Origin of the sequence: Streptomyces sp. JW3 (genome assembly GCF_052216785.1) — a bacterium.
GTDB lineage: Bacteria > Actinomycetota > Actinomycetes > Streptomycetales > Streptomycetaceae > Streptomyces.
On sequence record NZ_JBQOUX010000114.1, the window covers coordinates 1 to 25,938 of the forward strand.

Annotated in this window: 19 protein-coding genes; 16 read left to right on the top strand and 3 right to left on the bottom strand. The window is 70.4% G+C overall.

The window, feature by feature from the left end; genetic code table 11:
• From infB to ACTT8P_RS31915, 6 genes are all read left to right on the top strand, one after another.
• Nucleotides 1–2,687: translation initiation factor IF-2 (gene infB / locus ACTT8P_RS31890; RefSeq protein ID WP_442835260.1), on the top strand; the 2,687-nt coding region annotated here is incomplete at its 5' end.
• 137 nt (nucleotides 2,688–2,824) lie between these two features.
• Nucleotides 2,825–3,118, top strand: coding sequence for a DUF503 domain-containing protein (locus ACTT8P_RS31895; protein ID WP_361163329.1), 294 nt, complete (start codon nucleotides 2,825–2,827; stop codon nucleotides 3,116–3,118).
• A 36-nt stretch (nucleotides 3,119–3,154) separates the two neighbouring features.
• Nucleotides 3,155–3,631 (top strand): 30S ribosome-binding factor RbfA, encoded by a 477-nt coding sequence (rbfA, locus tag ACTT8P_RS31900; protein ID WP_442835261.1) that lies wholly within the window; start codon nucleotides 3,155–3,157, stop codon nucleotides 3,629–3,631.
• Nucleotides 3,628–4,533: a tRNA pseudouridine(55) synthase TruB gene (gene truB / locus ACTT8P_RS31905; protein WP_442835262.1), complete on the top strand. Its 906-nt coding sequence runs from the start codon at nucleotides 3,628–3,630 to the stop codon at nucleotides 4,531–4,533. Before rbfA ends, truB begins: the two co-directional genes overlap by 4 nt.
• Nucleotides 4,534–4,850: 317 nt before the next feature.
• Nucleotides 4,851–8,750 carry a trypsin-like peptidase domain-containing protein gene (locus ACTT8P_RS31910; RefSeq protein WP_442835263.1) on the top strand — a complete coding sequence of 1,300 codons (3,900 nt, stop codon included), beginning with the start codon at nucleotides 4,851–4,853 and terminating at the stop codon, nucleotides 8,748–8,750.
• A 141-nt stretch (nucleotides 8,751–8,891) separates the two neighbouring features.
• Nucleotides 8,892–9,848: a bifunctional riboflavin kinase/FAD synthetase gene (locus ACTT8P_RS31915; RefSeq protein WP_442835264.1), complete on the top strand. Its 957-nt coding sequence runs from the start codon at nucleotides 8,892–8,894 to the stop codon at nucleotides 9,846–9,848.
• Nucleotides 9,849–9,929: 81 nt separating this feature from the next.
• On the opposite strand, the gene ACTT8P_RS31920 is transcribed toward ACTT8P_RS31915, so the two are convergent.
• The 3 genes from ACTT8P_RS31920 to eccE all read right to left on the bottom strand — a co-directional run bounded on the left by ACTT8P_RS31920 (nucleotide 9,930) and on the right by eccE (nucleotide 15,210).
• Entirely contained in the window at nucleotides 9,930–12,824 is a 2,895-nt protein-coding gene (locus tag ACTT8P_RS31920; protein WP_442835265.1) for an SCO5717 family growth-regulating ATPase, read from the bottom strand.
• Between the two features lie 206 nt (nucleotides 12,825–13,030).
• A complete protein-coding gene (locus ACTT8P_RS31925) occupies nucleotides 13,031–13,876 on the bottom strand; it encodes a hypothetical protein (RefSeq protein WP_442835266.1) in 846 nt (281 codons plus the stop codon).
• The gene (eccE, locus tag ACTT8P_RS31930; protein WP_442835267.1) at nucleotides 13,876–15,210 is read right to left on the bottom strand and encodes a type VII secretion protein EccE; all 1,335 of its coding nucleotides are present in this window, start codon (nucleotides 15,208–15,210) and stop codon (nucleotides 13,876–13,878) included. The genes ACTT8P_RS31925 and eccE overlap by 1 nt, the downstream gene beginning before the upstream one ends.
• A gap of 421 nt (nucleotides 15,211–15,631) precedes the next feature.
• On the opposite strand from eccE, the gene eccB reads away from it, so the two are divergent.
• From eccB to ACTT8P_RS31980, 10 genes are all read left to right on the top strand, one after another.
• On the top strand, nucleotides 15,632–17,209 hold the full coding sequence (eccB, locus tag ACTT8P_RS31935; RefSeq protein ID WP_442835268.1) for a type VII secretion protein EccB: 1,578 nt from the start codon (nucleotides 15,632–15,634) through the stop codon (nucleotides 17,207–17,209).
• 202 nt (nucleotides 17,210–17,411) lie between these two features.
• A complete protein-coding gene (locus ACTT8P_RS31940; protein ID WP_442835269.1) occupies nucleotides 17,412–17,723 on the top strand; it encodes a WXG100 family type VII secretion target in 312 nt (103 codons plus the stop codon).
• A 135-nt stretch (nucleotides 17,724–17,858) separates the two neighbouring features.
• Nucleotides 17,859–18,143, top strand: a complete 285-nt coding sequence (locus ACTT8P_RS31945; RefSeq protein WP_361163348.1) for a WXG100 family type VII secretion target — start codon at nucleotides 17,859–17,861, stop codon at nucleotides 18,141–18,143.
• A gap of 248 nt (nucleotides 18,144–18,391) precedes the next feature.
• A complete protein-coding gene (gene mycP, locus ACTT8P_RS31950) occupies nucleotides 18,392–19,582 on the top strand; it encodes a type VII secretion-associated serine protease mycosin (protein ID WP_442835270.1) in 1,191 nt (396 codons plus the stop codon).
• A gap of 52 nt (nucleotides 19,583–19,634) precedes the next feature.
• Nucleotides 19,635–19,973, top strand: a complete 339-nt coding sequence (locus tag ACTT8P_RS31955) for a hypothetical protein (protein ID WP_442835271.1) — start codon at nucleotides 19,635–19,637, stop codon at nucleotides 19,971–19,973.
• A 35-nt stretch (nucleotides 19,974–20,008) separates the two neighbouring features.
• Entirely contained in the window at nucleotides 20,009–21,445 is a 1,437-nt protein-coding gene (locus ACTT8P_RS31960) for a WXG100 family type VII secretion target (protein WP_442835272.1), read from the top strand.
• A gap of 88 nt (nucleotides 21,446–21,533) precedes the next feature.
• A complete protein-coding gene (gene mycP, locus ACTT8P_RS31965; protein ID WP_442835273.1) occupies nucleotides 21,534–22,814 on the top strand; it encodes a type VII secretion-associated serine protease mycosin in 1,281 nt (426 codons plus the stop codon).
• A gap of 63 nt (nucleotides 22,815–22,877) precedes the next feature.
• On the top strand, nucleotides 22,878–23,216 hold the full coding sequence (locus ACTT8P_RS31970; protein WP_442835274.1) for a hypothetical protein: 339 nt from the start codon (nucleotides 22,878–22,880) through the stop codon (nucleotides 23,214–23,216).
• Nucleotides 23,213–24,337 carry a WXG100 family type VII secretion target gene (locus tag ACTT8P_RS31975; protein WP_442835275.1) on the top strand — a complete coding sequence of 375 codons (1,125 nt, stop codon included), beginning with the start codon at nucleotides 23,213–23,215 and terminating at the stop codon, nucleotides 24,335–24,337. Before ACTT8P_RS31970 ends, ACTT8P_RS31975 begins: the two co-directional genes overlap by 4 nt.
• A 539-nt stretch (nucleotides 24,338–24,876) precedes the next feature.
• Entirely contained in the window at nucleotides 24,877–25,764 is an 888-nt protein-coding gene (locus ACTT8P_RS31980; protein ID WP_442835276.1) for a hypothetical protein, read from the top strand.
• Nucleotides 25,765–25,938 lie beyond the last annotated feature (174 nt).

A 25,938-nucleotide genomic window follows, 5' to 3' on the forward strand; every position in this document is an offset into this window, starting at 1 on the left:
CGCCCGAGTTCACCGCGCCGCCGGCCGCTCCGGCCGCGTCGGCGCCGGCTCCGTCCGGTGCGCGCCCCGGCGCCCGTCCCGGTGCCCCGAAGCCCGGCGGCCGTCCGGCCGGCGGTCCCGGTCAGGGCCAGGGCCAGGGTCAGCAGGGTGGCGGTCAGGGCCGCTCCGGCGGTGCCCGTCCCGGCGCTCCGGCGCCGCGTCCCGGCGGCCGGCAGTCCGGCCCGCGTCCGGGCAACAACCCCTTCACCTCCGGTGGCAACGCCGGTATGGCCCGTCCGCAGTCGCCGCGCCCGCAGGGCGGCGGCCCGCGTCCCGGCCCCGGCGGTCCCGCCGCCGGTGGTCCGCGTCCGCAGGCCGCGGGCGGCCAGGGCGGCGGTCCGCGTCCGCAGGCTCCGGGCGGCAACCGTCCGACGCCGGGCGGCATGCCCCGTCCGCAGGGCGGCGCCGCGGGTCCCCGTCCCGGCGGCGGTCCGCGTCCGAACCCCGGCATGATGCCGCAGCGTCCGGCGGCCGGCCCGCGTCCCGGCGGCGGCCCCGGTGGGGGTCGCGGTCCCGGTGGCGCCGGTCGTCCCGGTGGCGGCGGCGGCCGTCCGGGCGGCGGCGGCTTCGCCGGCCGTCCCGGCGGTGGCGGCGGCGGTGCCGGTCGTCCCGGTGGCGGCGGCGGTTTCGCCGGTCGTCCCGGTGGCGGCGGCGGCTTCGGCGGCGGCGGTGGCCGTCCCGGCTTCGGCGGTCGTCCCGGCGGTCCCGGTGGCCGTGGTGGCACGCAGGGCGCCTTCGGCCGTCCCGGCGGTCCCGCGCGGCGCGGTCGCAAGTCGAAGCGGCAGCGGCGCCAGGAGTACGAGGCCATGCAGGCCCCGTCGGTCGGCGGCGTGATGCTGCCTCGCGGCAACGGCGAGACCATTCGCCTGTCGCGCGGTGCCTCGCTCACCGACTTCGCGGAGAAGATCAACGCCAACCCGGCGTCGCTCGTCGCGGTCATGATGAACCTCGGCGAGATGGTCACGGCCACCCAGTCGGTCTCCGACGAGACGCTCCAGCTCCTCGCCGGCGAGATGAACTACACGGTTCAGATCGTCAGCCCGGAGGAGGAGGACCGCGAGCTTCTCGAGTCCTTCGACCTGGAGTTCGGCGAGGACGAGGGGTCCGAGGAGGACCTGGTCGTCCGTCCGCCGGTGGTCACCGTCATGGGTCACGTCGACCACGGCAAGACCCGGCTGCTCGACGCCATCCGCAAGACCAACGTCATCGCGGGCGAGGCCGGCGGCATCACCCAGCACATCGGTGCCTACCAGGTCGCGACCGAGGTCAACGACGAAGAGCGCAAGATCACCTTCATCGACACCCCGGGTCACGAGGCGTTCACCGCCATGCGTGCCCGTGGTGCCCGGTCGACGGACATCGCGATCCTCGTCGTCGCCGCCAACGACGGCGTCATGCCGCAGACGGTCGAGGCGCTCAACCACGCCAAGGCCGCCGAGGTCCCGATCGTCGTCGCGGTCAACAAGATCGACGTCGAGGGCGCCGACCCGACCAAGGTGCGCGGTCAGCTGACCGAGTACGGCCTGGTGGCCGAGGAGTACGGCGGCGACACCATGTTCGTCGACATCTCCGCCAAGCAGGGTCTGCACATCGACTCGCTGCTGGAGGCCGTGATCCTGACGGCCGACGCCTCGCTCGACCTGCGGGCCAACCCGCACCAGGACGCGCAGGGCATCTCGATCGAGTCCCGGCTCGACCGCGGCCGCGGTGCCGTGGCGACGGTCCTCGTGCAGCGCGGCACCCTGCGGGTCGGCGACACGATGGTGGTGGGCGACGCCTACGGCCGCGTCCGCGCCATGCTCGACGACAACGGCAACAACGTGCCGGAAGCGGGTCCCTCGACGCCGGTCCAGGTCCTCGGCCTGACCAACGTGCCGGGCGCCGGCGACAACTTCATCGTGGTCGAGGAGGACCGTACGGCCCGCCAGATCGCGGAGAAGCGCGCGGCCCGCGAGCGCAACGCCGCGTTCGCCAAGCGCACCCGCCGGGTCTCCCTGGAGGACCTGGACAAGGTGCTCAAGGCCGGCGAGGTCCAGCAGCTCAACCTCATCATCAAGGGTGACGCTTCTGGCTCCGTCGAGGCCCTGGAGTCCTCGCTGCTCCAGCTGGACGTCGGCGAAGAGGTCGACATCCGGGTCCTGCACCGCGGCGTCGGTGCGGTCACGGAGTCCGACATCGACCTGGCGATGGGCTCCGACGCCATCGTGATCGGCTTCAACGTGCGCGCCGCCGGGCGTGCCGCGCAGATGGCCGAGCGCGAAGGCGTGGACGTCCGGTACTACTCGGTCATCTACCAGGCGATCGAGGAGATCGAGGCGGCCCTCAAGGGCATGCTCAAGCCGGAGTACGAAGAGGTCGAGCTCGGCACGGCGGAGATCCGCGAGGTCTTCCGCTCGTCCAAGCTGGGCAACATCGCGGGTGTGCTCATCCGCTCCGGCGAGGTCAAGCGCAACACCAAGGCGCGCCTCATCCGCGACGGCAAGGTCATCGCGGAGAACCTCAACATCGAGGGTCTGCGGCGCTTCAAGGACGACGTCACCGAGATCCGCGAAGGCTTCGAGGGCGGTATCAACCTCGGAAACTTCAACGACATCAAGGTCGACGACGTCATCGCGACGTACGAGATGCGCGAGAAGCCGCGCGTCTGACCGGCGTAGCACGCGATCGGGGCCGATCGGCGGGACTTATTTCCGTCGATCGGCCCCGGCCGTTGCGTGTACGGTTCCGGTATCGGCGTCCGAGCACGGCGCCCGTACCCCGAACCGGCGGGACATCCGGATCACACATGTACGTGGGGACACTGTCCTTCGACCTCCTCCTCGGCGACGTCCACTCGCTGAAGGAGAAACGCTCTCTCATCCGCCCGATCGTGGCCGAGCTCCAGCGCAAGTACGCGGTGAGCGCGGCCGAGACGGACAACCAGAACCTCCACCGCCGGTCCGAGATCGGACTCGCGGTGGTCTCCGGGGACACGGGACACCTCACCGACGTACTGGACCGCTGCGAGCGCCTGGTCGCCGCGCGGCCCGAGGTGGAACTGCTCTCCGTTCGACGCAGAATCCACAGCGACGAAGACTGAAGCAAGCAGCAGGACAGTTACGAAGGAGACGGACCAGTGGCCGACAACGCGCGGGCCAAGAGGCTGGCGGACCTCATCCGGGAAGTGGTGGCCCAGAAGCTGCAACGCGGGATCAAGGACCCGCGGCTCGGCTCCCACGTCACCATCACGGACACCCGGGTCACGGGTGACCTCCGGGAGGCGACCGTCTTCTACACGGTCTACGGCGACGACGAGGAGCGGGCGGCCGCCGCGGCCGGCCTGGAGAGCGCCAAGGGCATCCTGCGCTCCGAGGTCGGCAAGGCGGCGGGCGTGAAGTTCACCCCGACCCTCGCCTTCGTCATGGACGCCCTGCCGGACACCGCCAAGAACATCGAGGACCTCCTCGACAAGGCCCGGCAGTCCGACGCCAAGGTGCGCGAGGTGTCCGCGGGCGCCCGCTACGCCGGCGAGGCCGACCCGTACCGCAAGCCGGGCGAGGACGACGAGGACGAGTCCGACGCGGCCGACGAGACGGACGACACCGCTAAATGACCGACAAGCACACCACGCCCGACGGCCTTGTCATCGTCGACAAGCCGTCGGGCTTCACTTCGCACGACGTCGTCGCCAAGATGCGCGGCATCGCCCGCACCCGACGCGTCGGGCACGCCGGCACGCTCGACCCGATGGCGACGGGCGTCCTGGTCCTCGGCGTGGAGCGGGCCACCAAGCTGCTCGGGCACCTCGCCCTCACCGAGAAGGAGTACGTGGGGACCGTCCGGCTCGGCCAGACCACCCTGACCGACGACGCCGAGGGCGAGATCACGGGGCGCGCCGACGCCTCGAAGGTCACCCGGGACGCGATCGACGCCGGGATCGCCGAGCTGACCGGCGCCATCATGCAGGTGCCGTCGAAGGTCAGCGCCATCAAGATCAACGGAGTGCGCTCCTACAAGCGGGCGCGCGAGGGCGAGGAGTTCGACATCCCGGCCCGCCCGGTCACCGTCTCGTCCTTCACGGTCTACGACGTCCGCGCGGACACCGCCGAGGACGGCACCCCCGTCCAGGACCTGGTGGTCTCGGTGGTCTGCTCCTCCGGTACGTACATCCGGGCACTCGCCCGCGACCTCGGCGCCGGTCTCGGGGTCGGCGGCCATCTGACCGCGCTGCGCCGCACCCGGGTCGGGCCGTACAAGCTGGACGCGGCGAAGACGCTGGACCAGCTCCAGCAGGAACTGACGGTCATGCCGGTCGCCGAGGCCGCCGGCGCGGCCTTTCCGCGCTGGGACGTGGACGAACGCCGGGCCCGGCTGCTCCTGAACGGCGTACGACTGGAGATGCCCGAGTCGTACGCGGGCGCCGGCGCGGTGGCCGTCTTCGGCTCCGGCGGCGGCCTGCTCGCGCTGGTCGAGGAGCAGCGGGGGAAGGCGAAGAGCCTGGCCGTCTTCGGCTGAGGGTGCGGTTCGGCCGGGGCGTTCGTGCTGTCCGTGGAGCGGCGGACACGGGGTCGTCCTTGCCGCCGCTCCACGGTCCCCCCTCGGTTCCCCCACCCCCTAGGGTGTATCCAACCCACCCCCTTTGTTCACCCGTCCGGGCAGGCGCTCGGAGTGAACCGGGGGAGTGCAAGGGGGCGCGTTCGCTACGTGATCTGTCCCGCTGATCATCACCCGCCTACCGTCGGAGACAGCGCACGGCGTACGGCGGGGGAGGTCCGACGATGACATCGCGGAACCGGTCCCGGGAGACACCCGGTGACGGAGCGGGGAGCGAGATGTCGACGGGGAGAGAGGTGTCACCCTGGACCGGACTGCCGGCCGGGGTCGGACCGTCGCCTGGGATCGAGCCGCCGCGAGGTGAGAGCGGCCCGCTGCCGGGGGCGGGCGGTCCGCCGCCGGCCCCGGCCGGACCCGCCCTGGTCCGGATCCACGACCTGGCCGGCCGCCCGCGCGGCACGGGATTCGTCGCCGACCACCACGGCACGGTCGTCACCAGCCACGAGGCCGTCGACGGCCTGCCCCGGCTGGTCCTGCACGGTGCCCGCGACCGGCGCCGCACCGTGACCGCCGACGCGATCGTCCCGCTGCCCGGTCTGAACCTCGCCCTGGTCCGCACCGAGGGCCTCGGTCTGGCCCCGCTGCCGCTGACGGCGGGGGACGGACCGGCCGTCGGAAGCTACGTACGCATCGCCGCCGGCGGCTGGCGCGAGGCCCGCGTGCTCGGCCTCGCCGACGTGACGTACACGTCCACGGAAGGCTTCCACTTCATCGGCGCCGCGCTGGAACTGGCGGTCGGCACCCTGGGCCGGGACGCGCTCAGGCTGGGCGGGGGAGCGGCCGGCGGGCCGGTGCTCGACGCGACGACCGGCGCCGTGCTCGGTGTCCTCGGCACCGCGCTGCGGTCCGGCCACAGTGACCTCGGCTTCGCCGTGCCGCTGCGTCCCGCCCACGTGCCGGGTCCCCTCGCCGAACTGCTCGCCGAGAACGCGGCGACCGTCCCGGCGTACGGCACCGACCTCAATCCGGCGGGCGTACTGGAGCTGACGGCGACCTCGGTCGGACAGGACCGCCCGGCGGGCGCCCCGGTGGGCCGGACCGGCGCGGTCCTCGCGGCACCGCCCGTCGAACGGGCGGAGACGGTACGGGAGTTCGCCGCGTTCGCCGAGAGTGCGACGTATGTCCTCGGCCTCGTCGGCGCCCCCGGCAGCGGCCGTACGACGGAACTGGCGGCCCTCGCCGACCGCCGCGGCCGGGGCCCGCGGCCCGCTCCGACCCTGTGGCTGCGCGGAGCCGATCTGCGTGCCGACGACGCGTCCGTGGCGGACGCGGCGGGGCGGGCCCTGGAACGGGCGGCCCGGATCGTGGCCGCGGGGGTGGGCCCGGACGGGCTGAACGGGTTCGGCGGGGTGCGGGTGGGGGCGGGGCGGGGGGAGGAGGGCCGGGGGCCGGCGCGTCAGGAAGGTCCGGCGAGTCAGGTAGGCCCGGCGCGTCAGGAAGGTCCGGCGAGTCAGGTAGGCCCGGCGCGTCAGGAAGGCCCAGCGGTCCCAGATGCTCCGGAGGTCCCATCCGTCCCTCAAGCTCCCCAAGCCCCTCAAGCTCCCCAAGCCCCTCAAGCCCCTCAAGCCCCTCAAGCCCCTCAAGCCCCTCAAGCCCGAACCGCCTCACCTGCCTTGACGCCCCTCGATGGCTCAGCACCGCCCGATGACCCGGCGCCCTCCGCCCACCCCAGTGGCTCCGGGCTGGGGGACGTCAGCCCGGAGCGGTTGGCTCGGCTCGCTCGGGAGGCCGGGCGGCCGCTGCTGATTCTTCTCGACGGGCCCGAGGAGATGCCGCCTGGGCTGGACCGGCGGCTGGCCGAGTGGAGTTCGGGCACGGCGGACTGGTTGCGGCGGACCGGTACCCGGCTGGTCGTGGCCTGCCGGGGCGAGTACTGGGAGCGGGCGGGGACGGCGTTCCCCCACGACCTGTTGTACGCCCCCGTACCGGACCCCGCCTCCGCCAATGCCTCCGCCCCCGCCGCCGTCCCGTCCGGCAGCCCGCCGCCCCGCGTCCCGCTCGGCGACCTGACCGAGGACGAGGCGCGGCGGGTCCGGGCCCGGCTCCGGGTCCCGGAGGGGGCGCTCGCACCGGCCGACGCCCGCCACCCCCTCACCCTCCGCCTGTACTCCGAGGTCCGGGCGGCCCTGGACGACCCCACCGGCACCGGCGGACAGCCCGCCCCGCTGCGCCGGGACGACGTGTTCGCGGCCCACCTCGACCTGGTCTGCCTGCGCGTCGCGACCCGGCTGGCCACCGAGAACGGCCTGCGCGGCCGGGCCGTACGGCGGCTCGCGGCGAAGGTGGCCGGCCAGGTCCACGAGGCCGCCCGGCGCACCCTCGCCCCGGGGCAGGGCGAGCTGGACCGGGCGTCGTTCGAGGCGGTGTTCCCCTGGGGAACGGGCTGGGCGTCCGCCGTCCTCGCCGAGGGCCTCCTGGTGCCCGCCGGCCACGGCTACCGCTTCGCGCACGAGGAACTCGCCGACTGGCTCCAGGGCCTCCACCTCGACCTGGACGAAGCCCTGCGCGCCCTGGTCCACGAACCCCCGCCGCCGGTGCCGCCCGTGCCGCCCGTGCCGCACCACCGCATCGGCCCCGTCGTCGAGGCCCTGCTCCTTCTGGCCCGCCAGCACGGGACGGCCCGACTCATCGAGCGGCTCAGGGAGTTGACCCGTGCCCTGGACGCCGACCCGTACTCCTGGTGGACCGCCCGGCTGCTCGCCGGGGTCCTGGCCCGGGTGCCCGATCCGGTGCCGTACACGGACGTGCTGCGGCGGCTCGCCGACGCGGTCGCGGCCCGGCGGGAGGCAGGGCGGCCGGTACCGCACGAGTTCGGACCGGCCTTCTGGACCGCGCTGCCGGTCTCCGAAGACACCCGCCTCGACCTGCTCCGCAGACTCGTCCGCGTCGACGGGCCCGCGCACGAGCCGGGCCCCCGGCACCTCGACGCGGTCGCCGCACTGCTGGCCGGCGCCCCCGAGACCGTACAGCCGTTGCTGGTCCGCTGGTTCGACGACGAACGGCCGCTGCCCGCCGCCCCGCACGCCACCGTGGCCACCGCCGCGCAGGCACTGCTGCACACCCACCGCCGCCGCGCCCCGGACGACCTGGTCGAGGTGCTCGTGGCCAGCGCGCACCACCGGGCCGGCGAACTGCTCGGCGTGCTCGCCGAGGAGGAGCCGTCCGCGCTGTGCCGCGCCGTCGACCGGTGGGCGCGCGACGAGCGGCACGCGCGGCGCGCGGCAGCCGTGACCTACGGACTGCGCGCCGCCCCGCACGCGCGCACCGAGACCGACCGCCAACTGCTGCGCTACGGCGCCCTCGCGCTGCTGGTCCGCTCCGCCGACAGCCCGCTGCACGGCGCGGCCCTGGCCCTGCTGGTGCAGGACCCCAGCAGCCGCGACCGCCATCTGGAACGGGCGCTGCGCCACTTCGCGGCGGGCGACCCGTACCTCCCGCCGAGCGCGCTGGCCGTCGCCCTGCCCACCCATCCGGCGCCGGTGCTCGACGCCTTCCGGGCCCGGCTGCGCGCCCCGGACGCCGGGGAAGCGCTGCGCCGGCTGGCCGACGCGGCCACGCCCGAGGTGGCCGGCCGGGTCGGCCAGGTGCTGGCGGAAGCCGTGGCGGAGCGCCCGGCGACCGCCGGGCAGGTGGCCGGGTACCTGGACCGGCGGCTCGGCCAGCACCCGGAAGCCGCCCGCGCCACGCTCCTGCCGCTGGTCACCGGGCTGCTGGCGAGTGGCCCGGAGCCGCTGCGCAGCGCGCTCGCCACCGTCCTGGGCGCCCCGGGCAGCACGTACCGGGCCTCGCTGCGCGAAGAACTCCGCGACATCCTGCTGGACGACGAGCGCGAGCCCGCCGTCCTGGAGGCGCTGCTGCGCGCCGCCGTCCTGCCGGGCCACGGACCCGGCGACGGGCTGCGGGCCCTGGTCCGCCGCGTCGGCCGCCGGCTGGTCCGCACTCCCGAGGGCGCCGCCCGCTTCGACACCGCGCTGGTCACGCTCGCCCGGCAGGTCCCCGGCTTCGCCGCCCGGCTGGCCGGCTGGCTGGCCGGCGCGCCCGAGGAGTGGTCGGCGCTGGTCGGTCCCGACGCCCGCCGGACCGTCGAGGGCCTGGCCGGCCTGGGCGTCCCGGCATGAGGCGGGTGTGAGGCGAGGACCGGGCCGCGTGCGTCCGGTCACATTCCATGCCGATGCGGGCCCGAGGCGGGCGGCATGGCACCCTTAGACCTGCGACAAGAGGCAGGGTTCTCGACGAGTTTGCGACAAGGAGCAGACACAGTGCAGCGCTGGCGTGGCTTGGAGGACATCCCCGAGGACTGGGGACGCAGCGTCGTCACCATCGGCTCCTACGACGGCGTCCACCGCGGGCACCAGCTGATCATCCGGCACGCGGTGGACCGGGCCCGCGCGCTCGGCGTCCCGGCCGTCGTCGTCACCTTCGACCCGCACCCCAGCGAGGTCGTCCGCCCCGGCAGCCACCCGCCCCTGCTGGCCCCGCACCACCGCCGCGCCGAACTCTGCGCCGAGCTGGGGGTGGACGCCGTCCTGATCCTCCCCTTCACCAAGGAGTTCTCGAACCTCTCCCCGGCCGACTTCGTGGTCAAGGTGCTGGTCGACCGACTGCACGCCAAGGCGGTCGTCGAGGGCCCCAACTTCCGCTTCGGCCACCGGGCCGCCGGAAACGTCGAGTTCCTCACCGAACAGGGCCGCGTCTACGACTTCGAGGTCGAGGTCGTCGACCTGTACGTGACCGGTGACGCGGGCGCCGGACAGCCCTTCTCCTCGACCCTGACCCGGCGCCTGGTCGCCGAGGGCGACATGCGCGGCGCCGCCGAGATCCTCGGCCGCCCGCACCGCGTCGAGGGCGTCGTCGTCCGCGGCGCCCAGCGCGGCCGCGAACTGGGCTTCCCCACGGCCAACGTCGAGACCCTCCCGCACACCGCCATCCCGGCCGACGGCGTCTACGCGGGCTGGCTGCACGCGGCCGGCGAGGCGATGCCGGCCGCGATCTCGGTCGGCACCAACCCCCAGTTCGAGGGCACCGAGCGCACGGTGGAGGCGTACGCCATCGACCGCGTCGGCCTGGACCTGTACGGGCTGCACGTCGCCGTCGACTTCCTGGCCTTCGTCCGCGGCCAGGCGAAGTTCGACACGCTGGAGGCTCTGCTGGAGCAGATGGCGGCGGACGTCCAGCGGTGCCGGGAACTGGTGGCGGAGGCCGGCGAGCGGGCCTAGCAGCCGAGCGGCAATGGGCGGTCAGGGCCCGTACCGGATTCCACGTCGGTACGGGCCCTGACCGTTGGCCGCTGGGCTGCGCTACTGCTGGGTCCAGCCGGGCGGTACGGCGCCCTGCTGCGGGGGCTGCTGCGGATTCTGCGGCGGCGGCTGCTGCCAGCCCTGGCCCGGTGCGGGCGGCTGCTGGGGCTGCTGCTGCCACCCCTGCCCGGGCTGCGGGGCGCCGCCGGCCCCCGGGTACGGCTGCTGCTGCGGCGGGGGCGCGTACCCCTGCTGGGGCTGCTGCGGGTACTGCATGTTCGGGTTGCCGAAGCCCTGCTGCGTACGGGCGATGTCCTCGGCGATGAGGGCCGCGAGATCGAAGTACGCCTCGCGGGTCTTGGGACGCATCATCTCCAGGTCCACCTCCGCACCGGCCGCGAGGTGCTCGTCGAAGGGCACCACGACGACCCCGCGGCAGCGGGTCTCGAAGTGCGCGACGATGTCCTCCACCTTGATCATCTTGCCGGTCTCGCGGACCCCGGAGATCACCGTGATGGACCGCTGGACGAGATCGGCGAACCCGTTCGCGGACAGCCAGTCGAGCGTGGTCGACGCGCTGCTCGCACCGTCCACCGACGGGGTGGAGATGATGATCAGCTGGTCGGCGAGGTCGAGGACGCCACGCATCGCGCTGTAGAGCAGACCGGTTCCCGAGTCCGTGAGGATGATCGGGTACTGCTTGCCCAGCATGTCGAGCGCGGCCCGGTAGTCCTGGTCGTTGAAGGTCGTCGACACCGCCGGGTCCACGTCGTTGGCGATGATCTCGAGGCCCGAGGGCGCCTGCGAGGTGAAGCGGCGGATGTCCATGTAGCTGTGCAGCTGCGGGAGCGCCTGCACCAGGTCGCGGATGGTGGCGCCGGTCTCGCGCCGGACCCGGCGGCCGAGCGTGCCGGCGTCCGGGTTGGCGTCGATCGCCAGGATCTTGTCCTGCCGCTCGGAGGCGAGGGTCGCGCCCAGCGCCATCGTCGTCGTGGTCTTGCCGACACCGCCCTTGAGGCTGATCACCGCGATGCGGTAGCAGGACATCACCGGCGTACGGATCAGCCCGAGCTTGCGCTGCCGCTCGGCCTCCTCCTTCTTGGCGCCGAACTTGAAGCGGGACGGACCCGGGTTGTTCTTGCGCGCCTTGGGCTGGTTGCGCAGCAGCCGGTCGGAGGTCAGCTCCACCGCGGCGTTGTAGCCGAGCGGCGTACCCGGCGCGGCCTGCTGCGGGTTGGCACCCGGCCCGCCGGGCTGCGGACCGGGCGGAGCCGACCAGCCCTGATTGCCGTAGGCGCCGGGCTGTTGCTGCGCTTGCTGCGCTTGCTGCGCTTGCTGCGCTTGCTGTGCCTGCTGCGGTGCTTGGGGGTGCGGCTGGGGCTGGGGCTGGGGTTGAGGCTGGGCCGGGGGCTGCTGGTGCGGCGGCTGACCGGGCTGCGGGTAGCCGTATCCGGCCGGCTGGGGCGGATAGCCGTACCCGGGCTGTACCGGTGGCTGACCGGCCTGCTGCGGATAGCCGTACCCGTCGGCCCCCGACTGGGATGGCTGGGGCGCCTGACGCGGATCTCCCGGTGCCGGCTGCCTGGCGGGCCCACCGGGGTAGCCGGGCTGCGGGGGCGGGCCGAACGCCCCTTGCGGGGGCGCCTGGTGACCGGGCTGTCCGGGCAGCGACTGGCCGGGGGCCTGGGGGTAGCCGGGTCCGGGCGCCTGCCCCGGCGCGCCGTACGGGCCGGGCTGCTGCGGCACCTCCTGGCCGGGGTGCGCGGGCGGGAATCCCTGCGGCAGCGGAGGCAGCGGCTGCTGGCCGGGCGCGGGCGGCACTGGCGCCTGTCCGGCGGGGTGCTCCGGCTGCGGCTGCTGTGCCTGTGGCTGTGGCTGCTGGGCTTGCGCCTGCTGTGCCTGATCCTGCTGCGCCTGGGCCGCGGGCATGGGGCCGGGAGCGGCGGGCGCGGAGCCCGGCATGACGGGCGGGGCGTCGGGCGCGGGCGGCGGGGGTACGGCGGAGGGCGTGTCGGCGGTGGCGGGTGGGGCCGCGGGTGCGGTGGGCGGCGGTTCGGCGGCGGACACCGGGTGCGCCGGATGTGCCGGGTGCGAGCCGGTTTCCGACATGGCTTCCGCCGCCGTCGGTGCGGCCCCCGTCTCGGTCCAGGGGGCGGGGGAGGGGGCGGAGTCCTGGGCGGAGCCGACGTCCGCCGACGCCTCGTCGCCCGCGTCGGACCCGGTCTCGGTCTCGGTCTCGGTGGAGTCGGCGGGCCCGGCCGCGTGACTCGGGCGCTCCGGCCGCGCCGCGTCGTCGTCGGCGCCGAACAGCCGCGCCGCCTCGGCGTCGGCCGAGGCGTGGTTGAGTTCCGCCTCCGTCGGTACGGGCGGGGCGGGCTGGTCCGGGACGGCAGCCGTGGGGACCCCCGGCGCGGGAGGGGCGCTCGGCGGCGGGACGTCCTGGTCGACCGGCCGTAGGACGGGGAAACCGGGAGCGGCCGGCGGCTGGGGCGCCGGTGCGGCGCCCGGCGGGTCCTGACCGGGCCCCGGCGCACCGGCCGCGCCCTGCTGCGGGTAGCCGTACCCGCCGGGAGCCGGCGAGCCGCCCGGCGCCGACGGCGGCGGGAAGCCGTAGCCCCCCGCCGGGGCACCCGGCTGAACAGGACCAGGAAACGGCGCGGGCCGGGCGGGCCGCTGGGGCGCGCCCGGGGCCGGCGGCCGTACCGGCCCGGGACCCCCCGGCGCCGGACCGACCGGCGGCCCGGTGGGCGGACCGACCGGCGGCCCGGCCGCGGGCGGCGGCGGAGGGGGCGCGGACGGCTGCTGCGCATCGGCGGGCGACCCGCTCTGCGTACTCTGTGCGTACCAGGCAGGAGGCGTGTAGACGATTTCGAACTCGCCGGTGAGATCCACGTCGTGATCGTCCCCGTCCGAGGAAGGGCTGCCGCCGTTGTACTCGGACCGATCCCTGTTCACTGCTTGCCTCCTGGTCAGCCACTGCTGCTGAGCTGGTCGTCGTCTCGGCCGGGCGGACCGAGTGGCGAGTCCCACGCGACTGCGATCGTCACCGCACCACCAGAAGCCTAATCACTCGCATGGCGGGACGGAAAAGCCCCCACGGGCGCGGCAGGAGGGGCCTCGTGGGGGCGGCCGTTCCCACCGCCCTCGCAGACGACGACGCGTCAGTCCATCCGGCGCGCCGCGCCCAGCAGGCCCGTCTCCGCGTCGGTGGGCTCGGTCATGACGAACTTGTGGTGCTTACGAGTGCACCACAGGGCGACGCCGTCGTGAAGGTTCGGCAGGTGCTGGAGGTGTTCGTTGGAAACGCCCAGAGTGTCACGTACGACCTCGGTCTCGTAAGGGGAGATGCGCTGAATCCCGACGAGATGGGCCTGCGCCAGCCAGCGCGGCGCGTGTTCGCTGACGAAGGGGAGCACCGTCACCACGGCCTGCCACGGCACGGAGGTCACCCGGCCGCGCGGCGGGCGGATGCCGCAGTCCCGGAACAGCACCACCGGGCTCGAGACGGACGGCCCCTGCGCGGGCACCCGGCCCACCGGGTAGACGGTCACGCACTGCTGGCCGCCGCCGGCCGCCTGCGCCAGTTGCTGCCACGCCTGGGGGCGGCCGGTCTCGACGCCCACCCGCGCTCCGGTGGCGGCGGCCCGCAGCGCCAGTACCTGGGCCAGCCACAGACCGCCCACCAGCGCGACGTCGAAGGCGGTCGGCCGGGACAGCCCGAGCACGGCCGGCTGCCCGTCCTGGTCCGCGCCGATCAGTACGCCGTCGTCACCGATCGGCATGCTGATCGCCGCCAGTTCCTCGGCGGTGACGACATGGCGGTTGCGGCGCGGGCCGCGCAGCCCGAAACCCGGGCTGACGATGCGGCGCTGCTGCTGGGGCGGCTGTGGCTGCCGGATGACGGGGATCAGGCCGGTGTCGGTCGGCGAGGCCACGTGCGCGGGGGTGCGGGCCGGGGCGCCCTGGCCCGGCCCGCCAGGAGGCATGGTCGACGCGGGGTGGGACATCAGCACGTACCTCCGAGCGGCAAAGTGGCGAGGGCGCCGGGAACCTGCTCCCGGTCGAGACGGACCAGACCGGCCTTCGCGGCGCTCGCGGCCCGCTCCAACTCGCGCCCCACCTCACCGAGTTCGTCGTCGCCGCGAGCGGTGATCCGGACGTGCCCGGTGAGGGCGACACCCCGGTTGCCGGCCTTGCTCAGGGTCATGCTGAACGTCGTGGCGAGCACCGGCAGCGAGGTGAACCGCGTGACCAGTTCGGGCAGCGCCACCCCGCCGTTGCCCAACTGGGGCCAGCGGGACACCCAGTACGTCGTGTGCCAGCGGTCGTCGACCCGCCAGGTCCGTACCGACTCGACCGTACGCCGCTGGGCGGACCGTCCGTCCTGCGTGTGCTGGGCGTTGACCCGCGGGTTCAGGCAGCTGGAGGTCGCCAGCGCCTGGACCAGTTCGGTCTCGTCCAGGATGGTCGCCTTGAAGCCGGCCCCGGCCAGCCGGCTCGCCAGCTGGTCCGCCACCCGCAGCAGGGCACGCTGAGCGCCCGGCACACCGTCCCCGCGGGCCTGTACCGCCTCCGGGCACTGCTCCGGGTCGAGCTTGAGAGCGACCCAGGTCAGCCGGAGCGCGGGAGAGCCGGTCTGGGCCTGAAGGGGACCGTAGGACCGCGCGGCGAGCGACTGCGGGGGCAGGTGCGGCGCGGGCGCCGGCTGGGTGTGCTGGACGACCTGGGCCGAGGCCAGCCGGATGCCGTCGACCTCCAGGGCCTCCTGGATCAGCCGCAGCGGCAGCTGCCGGCCGGCCGACTCGGGGCGCAGCGGCTGGTCGGCCGGCTGCACGAAGAGCACGGTGGTCAGGAAGGTGCCGTCGCCGATCATGCCGATCGAGCGGTCGTCACGGGACACGAACTCGTAGGTGCGCAGGGCGGGGTCGCACTCCACGACGGCGGCCAGCATCGGGTCCGTGCCCGGTGCGACGGGCAGCTTCGCCTCGCGCCGGCGGCGCTTGAGCGCCCGGGCCGTCTCGTACCACTCGGGCAGCGGACGGCTGCCGCGGCGCAGTACCGCCAGGAGCAGCAACAGGGCCGCCACCACCGCGGCCGGGATCAGCAGCCAGGACACGTCGGCGACCCAGGCGGCCAGCATGATCGCCGCCGCGAGTTCCACCAGGATGAGCTGCTGGAGCCGCACCGGGCCCAGACCGCCGGGGCGGGGCAGGGTGCGCGGCGAGGCGGTGGCGGGGGGAGCCGACGGGGCCGGGGGCGCGGAGTCGCGTCTGCCGCTCGCCGGACCCCCTTGTCGCTGCTGTGCGCGGTTTCCGCGCCGAGTGCTCGTACCGCTGCTCATCCCCCGGACATCCCTTTCGCGAAGTGTGCGGCCGATCGTCGGCGAGAGCCTCCGCGGAGGTCCCGGCGACGGGCCAGGGGCGTCGACGGCCCCATCATCCATGCGAGTGGCTCACGGTACCCGCTGCGGAACGCGAGGCGACACAGGGGACGGCGAACCCCGGGCAGTCAGCCTGTCATGGACCGGCCCCGCACGGCGCGGTGCGGCGGGGAAGCTCTGTGAAGATGCGGGGACGGCCGCACACCTGGTGGACCGGCGTTCCGCGGCGCAGGGCATAGTAGGTGCCCGGGTGGGCGGAGCGGCCTTCGGGTACGTCGGGTTTCGGGCGCGTCGGGCTTCGAGTGCGAACGATGCCGTGCCCCCCGCGCGATCGAACCAACACCACGCGATCGAGCATGACAAAACGGGAGATACGGGGACCATGGCAAAGCGTCAGGACGAGCTCGCCGCCTACACGTTCGCGCGCAAGCGCACTGTCGCGGCGTTCCTGGCACCGTCGCCGGGCGGCTCGGAGGAGGGCGCCCCGCGCCCCGTCCGTACGGTGATGCCCAGCCTGGCGGTCGGCGTCGTACTGGTGGTGGGCTTCCTCGCCTGGGGCGTGATCAAGCCGACGGCGCCCCAGGGCTGGGACACCCCGGGCGAGTACATCATCGTCGACAGCGACTCCACGACCCGCTACGTCGTCCTCAACGACGAGGCGTCGAACGGCAAGAAGACGCCGACCCTGCACCCCGTCCTCAACTACGCCTCCGCCAAGCTCCTCCTGGACAAGGGCAAGGGCAGCGTCATCGAGGTCGCCGGCAAGGAGATCGACAAGAGCGACATCCCGCACGGCGCGACCCTCGGCATCCCCTACGCCCCCGACCGGCTGCCCGCCAAGGAGGACGCGGAGAAGCCGAAGACCTGGGCGGTGTGCGAGCGCCCGGCGCCGGGTTCGACCAACGCCATCGACCGGGCCGTCTTCGTCCTCGACGCCGCCGACGCCAAGTCGCTCGACGACACCGGCAAGGTCGACGCCCGCGAGGCCCTGTACGTCACCGACTCCAAGACCGGCGCGCAGTACCTGGTCGACGGCGACGGCAACCGCTTCCTGCTGGGCGGTGAGTCGGGCGTGAACACCACGACCATGGAGCAGCTGCGGGCCGCCGTCATCGGCGTCTCGGCCGAGCCGCAGCCGGTGAGCCAGGAGTGGCTGAGCACCCTCAACGACGGCGGGGAGATCGCCTTCCCGCAGGTCCCGTCCGTCGGCGAACCGACCTCGGTGCGGGGACTGCCCGCGGCGGCGGCCACGGTGGGCCGGGTGCTCAAGGCCAAGGACGCGCAGGGCGAGCAGTACTACGTCGTCCTCGAGGACAAGGTCGCCGCGGTCACGCCGTTCGTCGCCGACCTGCTCAAGGCGTCGCCCGCCGCCCAGCAGGCGTACGGGACGGACGGCATCGACGACATCCAGGTCGACACCCAGACCATCATCGCGGCCAACGGCGGCGCCGCCGACAAGTTCTACGCCGACAAGGGCTGGCCCCAGTCCGTTCCCGGGCAGGCCAACCCGGCGGCGACGGCGACCGACGAGGCGTACACCACCTCGTGCAGCGTGTACAAGGGGACCATCGGCGAGGACCAGAAGCCGGAGCTGGCCGCCTGGGCCGGGACGACGTACCCGAAGAAGGTCGTCGCCGACTCGCTGAGCGCCTCCGTCTCGTCCGGCTCGGGACTCCTCTTCCAGGAGGTCGCCGGTACGGCGGCCGGCGGCGGCGCGACGTACCTGCTGACCGACACGGGCCTGCGGTACGCGCTGCCGGCGAACAACGACAGCGAGGCGTCGGACAGCGACGGTTCCTCCGCTTCGGAGGGCGAGGCGAGCGAGACGGACAAGGCGCGTACCCGACTGGGCTACGAGGACGTCTCCAGCCCCGCGATCGTCCCCCAGACCTGGGCGACGTTCATCCCGAAGGGCCCCACTCTGGACACGGGCAGCGCGGCGCAGCCGCAGAGCCAGTGACGGACGACGGGCCGGGGAGGCATGTCACGGCATGGGCATCACAGTCTGATCGCCCAAGTGTGTAAGCCGTGTAACTGATTGGTCAGGTCTGTGTCGGAGTGACAGGCTGACGATAGAGTGTTCGCAGCGTTCAACGCTGCGAAACTTTCCGGGGGCCCGAGAAGGTTCCCGGAGCAACGACGACAACGGGGAAGGTTTCACCATGGCCGGCCAGTTCCGGGTAACAGAGGACGAACTCACCAAGCTCTCCGGTGACATCACCACCGTCAACGGTCAGCTGCAGGGAGAGATCCGCCGCCTCAACGGAGTGATCGACCAGATCGCCGGCGGCTGGCAGGGCCAGGCGGCGCAGTCCTACCGCCAGCTTCAGGACCGCTGGAACACGGATGCGAAGAAGATGAGCGACATCCTCGCCGACATCCAGGAAGCCGTGGACTCCACGCGGAGCAACTACTCCGCGTCCGAGGAGCAGCAGAACTCCGAGATCAGCAAGATCATGTCCGACTTCGGCTGATCACGCCGAGCTGACCTGAGCTGTTCTTCCCGACTCCGACCGCCGACGACCGACCACGGTCGCTCCGTGCCGGTCCGAGTCCCTCTCTACTGACCTTCCACGACTCTTCCTGACTACTCCTGAAAGGGAGCGACGATGTCGATCCTCGTCAATTACGCAACGATCACCAACGCGTCCACGGATGTGAAGACCACCGCGGGTCGCATCAAGCAGCAGCTCGACGACCTCGAGGCCGCGGTCAAGCGCGTCGCCAACACCTGGGAAGGCGAGGCGCAGGAGGGTTACCAGCGCAAGCAGCGCGAATGGGACCAGACCGCCCAGGACCTGCACGCGACGCTGCTGAAGATCTCCACGGCGCTGCAGAGCGCGGCCGACAACTACCAGGCCACCGAGAAGAGCAACGCCTCGACCTGGGGCTGAGCCGGCCCGTCACGACCCGGGGGATGTGACATGAAGCAGATCGGCCCAGCGGACGCGATGTCGTCGGCTGGGCCGAACTCTGCTTCAGGGATGTACCCCGAGGAGCGCAAGTACGCCTTGGGAGCCTGAAGATGGAGGGCCTGATCGTGAAGGTCCGGACAGCCCGTACGAGTGGCCGCAGCAGTTGCCGCACCAAGAGCCGCACCAGTGGAACCCGCGCACTTCAGCGGGCTTTCGGTGCGCTCGCGGTGACCGGCGTCTGCCTGGCCGCGGCGCCACCGGCGCTGGCGGACACCGGTTCCCCGGAGTCCGCCGTCGCCGACTTCGGCCTGTCGGCCAGCACGGAGTGCGTCTTCGGCGGCGACGTCATCAAGTCCACGCCGTGGTCACTCCAACGGGTCCTGCTGGACCAGCTGTGGGGACAGGCGACGGGCAAGGACGTCACCGTCGCGGTGATCGACACGGGCGTCGACGACTCCAACGCGCAACTGCGCGGCGCGATGGCCGCCGGCGGCAAGGACTACGTCGGTTCCACCGACGGCACCGAGGACCTCGAGGGCCACGGCACCCGGGTCGCGGGCATCATCGCCGCCCGGCAGATCGCGGGCACCGGTTTCGTGGGCCTGGCCCCCGACGCCAAGATCCTCTCCTACCGCTACACCGGCGGAGAGGACGAGCAGGGCAACTCGAAGACGATGTCGCAGGCGATCGGTGACGCGGTCGCCAAGGGCGCGGAGATCATCAACATCTCCTCGGACACCGCCGAGAAGGAGGACAACCTCCAACTGCGCAACGCCGTGGCGGCAGCCGTGGACGCGGGCGTCCTGGTGGTGGCGGCGGCCGGCAACGACGGAGCCGACGGCAAGTCCGCCGACACCTACCCGGCCTCCTACCCGGGCGTCCTGGCGGTGGCCGCCTCCGACCGCAACGACGAGCGCGCCTACTTCTCGCAGGCGGGCGACTTCGTGGACATCGCGGCACCGGGCGTCGGCATGGTCTCGACGGTCCCCAAGGGCGGCCAGTGCACCGCCGACGGCACGAGCTTCGCGGCACCGTACGTGGCAGGCGTCGCGGCCCTGCTGAAGGAAAAGAACCCGAAGTGGAGCGCGGCCCAGATCGCCACCCGCATCGAGGAAACGGCCCAACGCCCGGGCCGCGGCCCCAACCGCTACCTCGGCTGGGGCGTGATCGACCCGGTCGCGGCCCTGTCCGACCAGTCCACCCCCGCAACCACCCCGACCCCGGACCCCCCGGTCGAGGCCGGCTCCGACGGAGTCGTCCCCATGGCAGTGACCATGGGCGAAAGCGAGACGGAACGGGAACGCCGGACGGCCATCTACGTACTGGGCATCGGGGTGACCTTGGCCCTGGTGGTTGCGGGGGGCGGGGTGGCTGTGCGGGACTGGCGTAGTCGGCGGACTGGCGGGGCTGGCCGATGACTCGGCTGTCGAACGCTGAAGACTTGAATAACAGGGGAGAGGACAACGGGGTATGAGTAGCGGAATGCGGGTTGATCTTAGTGCTCTGGATGAGGTGATCCGGAGGCTTTGGTCGTTGCTGGACGACATGGACAAGGCGGGGGAGACGTCGAAGTACAACACGGAGATCTCGGTTAGTGCGTTCGGGAACGGGGCGACGTTCAAGGAAGCGGGCGATCTCTTCAGTGCTCATCAGACAGCAAAAAGTGACCTAGAGGGCGCGATTGAGAAGCTCCACAACCTGATTGACCAGTTCGGTAAAAGTACTTCCAAGGTAAAAGACAAGTACACCGAGCAGGAATACGCAAACAAGAATCAAATGGGGGGTGGAGGGGAAGGGTCCTTCAAGTAGCCGGATCAACTCTCACCCAGTAAGGAGAAAGCAAAATGGCCGGTGACAAGGGACTGCCCGCCCCTGTAATCGAAAGTGATGTCTGTGTTGCGGACCCAGATCGACCGCAGACTAAGACTTCTTTCATCAACTACTCACTCAAAGAGCTCAAGCAAATGCTTGAGGGGACTAACCCAGGCGCGATTGAGAATGTTGGCCATCACTGGGGCGAGGTGAGTGAGATTCTCGCTGGCGACTCAGATGGCGGCATTGCGGGAGCGCTGGAAAAGTCGATCGACAACGTCCTGGAGCACTGGGAGGGCGAAGCTGCTCAAGCATTCGAGAAAGAGGCGCGCAAGATCGCGCAGAGTCTCCGCAACGCGGCTTGGCAGGCAGACCTCAACAGTAGTCAGATGATCGATGCTGGCTCGCAGTTGCGCAGGTACAAAGACCAGCTGGACGATATCAAAGAGCCCAGCGGCTGGGCCAAGGTCGGTGACGCCCTCAGTGACTGGCAATGGGACAATGGTGAAGCAGTCGCTAACGACCTGAAAGACCGGAAGTTGACGACTGCGGAGATTGCGCAGATCAACGAAGGTAAAATCGGTGCGAGCCGAGAAGCCCAACTCAATGGCGTTGCAGTCATGGAGAACCTGGGTGCTCAATACATGCGGGTCACGCGGAACTTCAACAATAATCCTGTGGTCGATGACGACGGATACGTCGGGGAGCCAAGCCGCAATGTGGAATATCCCCCAGCCGTCAACGTTCCTAGCGGAAGCGCATCACGGCCAAGTGGCTCGGGTTCAACTAGCAAGCCATGGAACGCAGGTTCCACCAGCACCATCACACCCGCCCCCTCCGTGTCTCCTGGTCGCACCATTACGGGAGCCACTCAGCTGCCCACGTCGAAGACGAAGGTAGACGGCATTGCTCCCGGGCTTACGGGACCTAGTACCAGCATGACCGGGGGCGCTGTGGGCGGTAGTGCTGGCGGCGGCGCCGGTGGTACTCAAGGGTTGGGTGTTGTGGCGCCAGGCGGAGGGGTCGGCGTCGGCCGAAGTGGCGGGACCGGGCGCGGTGTTGGAATCAGCGGCGGGCGAGGAAGTAACACCGGCGGTACAGCAGCGGGACGTGGGGCCGGCGGTCGTGCCGGTATCGGTGGCACGGGTGCTGGAGCAGGTGCAGCGGGTCGTGCCGGCGCTGGTGCGGGCGGTCGTGGAGCTCTCGCGAAGTCCCGTGGTGGCGTAGTGGGTGCGGCCAAGGGGATCAGTAGTAAGGGGACCGGCGGAGGTGCTGGTCTGCACGGCAGTCGGGGTGGAACGCAACGCGGAGCTGCAGCTGGCGGAGGAGCAAGCTCCCTGGGCCGTAAGGGCCGTCGACCCGAGGACGAGAACAACACTGGAGACCGTCCGGACTACCTCGTCGAGGACGAGGAGACCTGGATCTCTGAGCAAGACCGTAACCGGAACGTACCGCGGACCATCGAATAGACGCGCAGACGAGCCGCACGCATCAGTCGTGCGGCTCGTCTGTGTCGATGCTGGACACTCCAGCAGTAATTGAGTGAGGAGCAGGACAATGACTTTCAGGCGAGTCTGGTCCACGACAGGAGTCGTGGCACTGGCAGGAGCGCTGCTCCTCACTGCGGCGCCAACAGCCTCTGCGGATTACATCAGAGATCGGCAGTGGCCCCTAAGCGCCTTTGCAGCGGAGGATGTCTGGGCCGAATCGCAAGGAGCGGGCGTCATCGTGGCAGTCGTCGACTCTGGCGTCGACGACACGCATCCCGATCTAACCGGGCAAGTCCTGGAGGGAAAAGATTTCACAGGTGCCGGGGACGCCCACGAAGATCTTGTCGGTCATGGCACCAAGATGGCGAGTCTTATCGCGGGCCATGGGCACGGCTCCGGCAGTGATTCCGGTGTCATTGGATTGGCGCCGAAAGCCAAAATTTTGCCATTGCGTACCCTGCAGACGAAGCAAGATAGGAATCTAGACGAGACTTGGGGTTCGGCAGTTAAGTATGCTGTGGACAATGGCGCGAAAGTAATCAATATGTCGTTTGCGGCTCAAGGAGGATCGAAGACAACGAGCGATGGCCGTGAGGCCATCGCTTATGCCCAGGCGCATGATGTGGTAGTTGTTGCAGGGTCCGGTAACTCGGGATCGGTAGCTGTGAGTGAACCGGCGGCACTGCCCGGAGTTGTATCTGTCGGTGCCGTGGATCAAGACGCTAACGTATGGACGGATTCGAATACCGGCAAGGGGCTAGTTCTCACAGCGCCCGGTGTCGACATCGTCGGTGCAAATAACACGATGTCCAACGGGTACGGTGTGGCTAGTGGAACTTCAGACGCAACGGCTTATGTGTCAGCTGCTGCCGCCCTGGTTCGTTCCAAATTTCCTAACCTCTCCGCCGGTCAGGTAATCAACCGCCTGATCAAGTCGGCCACCTTGAAGCAGCACGAGGGACTGAAGGCACCCGACGAAGAATACGGCTACGGCATCGTCCGCCCATACTCCGCGCTCACGATGGACATCCCTGCAGGCCCGAAAGAAAACCCCCTCGGTCAGCTCAAGGAAGACTCTGCCACCAGTGGCGCGGCCGGGAAAGCGGATTCCTCGCAAACCCAGGGAGATGACTCTTTCACCAGCAAGGTCGTCGTCATCGGCGGCATCGCGGCAGTTGTGATCGTAGCCGTCATCGTCTTTGCGGTGGTCCGTAGTCGTCGTAACCGCGGCGGCGGCTCTGGTCCCGGAGGCCCCGGAGCCGGGACGCCTTCTTATGGCGCGGGCTACCCGCCTCAGCAGCCCAACCCCTACGCCCAACAGCCTCCGCAACCCGGTCAATGGCAGTAATTACTGTTCGCAGGCGTCGGCGGAAACGCTCGCCCGGATGTATGGCGCCGATGTAAGGGAAGAATGTCAAACAGCGAGACTTCATACTATGAGCCGGGCGCGGGCAGGGAACTGGCTCGAAAGTTCGAGTTGCAGGCGTACGACTTGAGGGCGTACCTGAAAAACTTCGAAGAAGAAACCGGAGAAGAGGCGATTGCTGACGGTTTCGGCGTTCTGGCTGAATCGGCAGAGGTAACTTCCGCCTACATCTCGTACTCCGCCGACGTCGTCAGTGCGATGAAAGCCGTGCATGAGCACATGGACGCGATCGCCGAGGCTCTGCGCAAGGTAAATCGCGATACCGAGGCGACAGACGATGACCTCGCAGTTCTCTTCGGGAAGCAGGCGGGTGGCAGTCAGTGAGCGGGAACGAGTCCGCAGCCGAAGAGATCATCGAACTGGGTATTGAAGTCTGTAATCCCGGTGGTCGTCCGGACGAGTTGAAATCCGCAGCCAAAGCATGGCGCCAACTGAAGACCGACGTCGAGGGCTTGGTCACCTCCCTGGACAGGGACGTCAGGGGGACAGTAGGCCACACTTGGCGGGGCGAGGCGGCCAATGCCTTCCAAGCGCATTGGGGCGAGTTCGCCGCTGCTGTGCGGAGCGCTACGAACGACTTCGAGGAAACGGCCAAGGGTCTTGAAGATGCCGCCAAATGCATCCAAGAGGTCAATGACGAAATTCACGACATCTACCTGGAGATCGGTATCTCCATCGGTGTCTCCGTAGGTATGTCGTTCCTTACGCTTGGCGTCTCGGCAGCCGCCGGTACCGCACGCGTCACGATGCTGGTCACACGAGCACTTGACGCCGCTGGCCGTCTGGGAAACCTTCTGCGCGAGATCGGTGCCATCTTCCGCACTCTGTACAACGGAGGGAAGGTGGGCAAGTTCGTCACCGAGGGGGCGTTGAACTGGGCTGGAGGAACTGCCGGAGGGATGGTCACCAGCCAGCTGAGCGGTAAGGGATGGGAAGTCGGCACCAACATGATCGGCGGGCTGACGGGCGCGACTGTTGGTACCGTCACAGGTAAGGCTGTGACTGCGCTGGGGGGCAAGGAAATCTCAAGCGGGATCGCAGGTGGTGCGGCGGGAGGCATGTCGGGGGACTACGTGGACTCTGTGCGTCAGGGCGAGGACTACGACATCCGGCAAAGCCTCGTCACTGGTGTTACCGGAGGCGCAGCCGGCGGCCTCGGCGGCGGTGCCAGGGCCGTGGACCGAGGTTTCGACGATTTGGCTCGTGGGCTGAGGAACGACAACGACTTTTCCTTCGCCGGGAGCCGATCGGAGCACGAGGTCGCCGGTACCGACGCGGCGTGGGGCGCCACTACCCCGGTAGCAGGGGGTGTCGCCGCCAACGCGGCGAAGGACGGGTTCGACAGCGTGGACAAGAGTGCGAAAAAGACGCGGACAGCGGCCGAGCAGGGAACTGCTGAGAAAACCGGAAGCGCGCTTGACCGTATTCGCGAGGACTTTGGCTGATGGCTCGTGCACAAGTGAATCACGTACCCGTCGACACTGCTTCGAAGGTGGGGGCATGGTGTGCGCGGTTGGGGCTCGCTGTTCTGCTGACTCTGCCAGGTCTGTGGTTGTTCTGTGGAGCTCCGGAAGTCCGGCGGCAGCTGATGCTGGCCGCTCTTGGTCTTCTGCTGCTCAGCGTGATTGGCATCGCCTCGCTGCAGCGGATGTCCTGGGGGCGCCGATCTGTGGCCGAAGTCGGTGAGGCTCTGCGCGCCAACGCGGTAGCTGGTGCCCTTGATCGTCCTCCTGCTCCTGGTTCTCTTCCTCTGCCGTGTGTGCTTCCTTCAAGACGAGGGCGACAGTTTCGGAGCGCTGCCTGGGGTATTGCGCTCGCCAGTGCGCTCATCGGAATCCTCTCCTTGGCGTGGGGGGCAGCGCAGAGAGACGAAACGATGGAACGCCTTCACTCTGCCGGGGCGCACTTCGAGTACGTACGTGCGGAGAAGGTCAGCAACGTACAGAGGAAGTCGTCCAGAGGTAAGGACCCTTACACAGCCACAGTGGTCGTGACATTGCCTGTCGCCGACGGCAGGAAATCTGTGGCGACAACCGTCAAGACGACGACGAACGATCAGTTGCGTACGGGTGACTTCGTTCAGGTTCTGTATGCGCCGGCGCGACCTGAACTGGGAGCGGTGGCTGGAGACAAACGCAGTCTCGAATGGAAGCTGCGTGGGCTGACGATGCCGACGTTCGAGCGCTGGGGCTTCATCGTGCTGTGGGTAATCTGCTTGCTTGCTTCCGTCTATCACGTTTGGGACAGATACAGCTTCCGCTCGATGTCACGTCTGGGCGGAGCTGACCGAGCGCTCCGAGGGAGCTACACGCGGGAGGGCGGGTCGAGTGCCGCAGAAGGAGGGCCGGCGACTGAAGGGGGAGTCTACTTGGAGGTGCAGACGCACGGTGAGCGGGTGCGCTTCCATGCGGACACGGGCCAGTTCGGTCTGCCGGAGGCGATGAAGGGGGAGCATCTCTGGCTGTGCTGGGACACTCGTCGTGGGGCGCGCGGCGGGCGACTGTCGGCGAGCAGGACGCCGGCTGCACTGATCTTCGATACCGACGTAGTGGTGCACGGAATGATCAGCGTGCAACAGGCCCGGCGGCTGTGCGGACATGCTGCTCCTGTGGAGAAGACGGGGACACCGGCGCGGCAGCAGTGCTCTCTACGTCTTTTCGATGTGAGGTCCTGCTGGCCTCTTTACGCCAGCCCTCTGTCATTGCAGGCGGCGGCGGTAGTTATCGCTTGCGCTGTCGCGTTGACTTTTGAGATCACAGGCGGCTGGCGCTTCGCTTTCGGCGTGATCGGTCTTCTGGGCGTGCTCGTGGTGGCTGGAGACGTCCTGGCTGGGAACGTGCCCGCGACCAGAGTCGGACGAGTCCCTTCATAGGAGTGCGCCTCCGCTCAATGGCGACTTCCGGTCGTCAGCAGCGCAGCCTTGAGGAAGGCAGCAGATCGGGACAGTGTGTCGGCGGCGGTTGAACCTGGGTTCTGGATCACTTTCCGTGCAGCGCTGACGGACGGTCACGGGACCGACCCGGTTCGCCGTACGGTCACCCGGCCA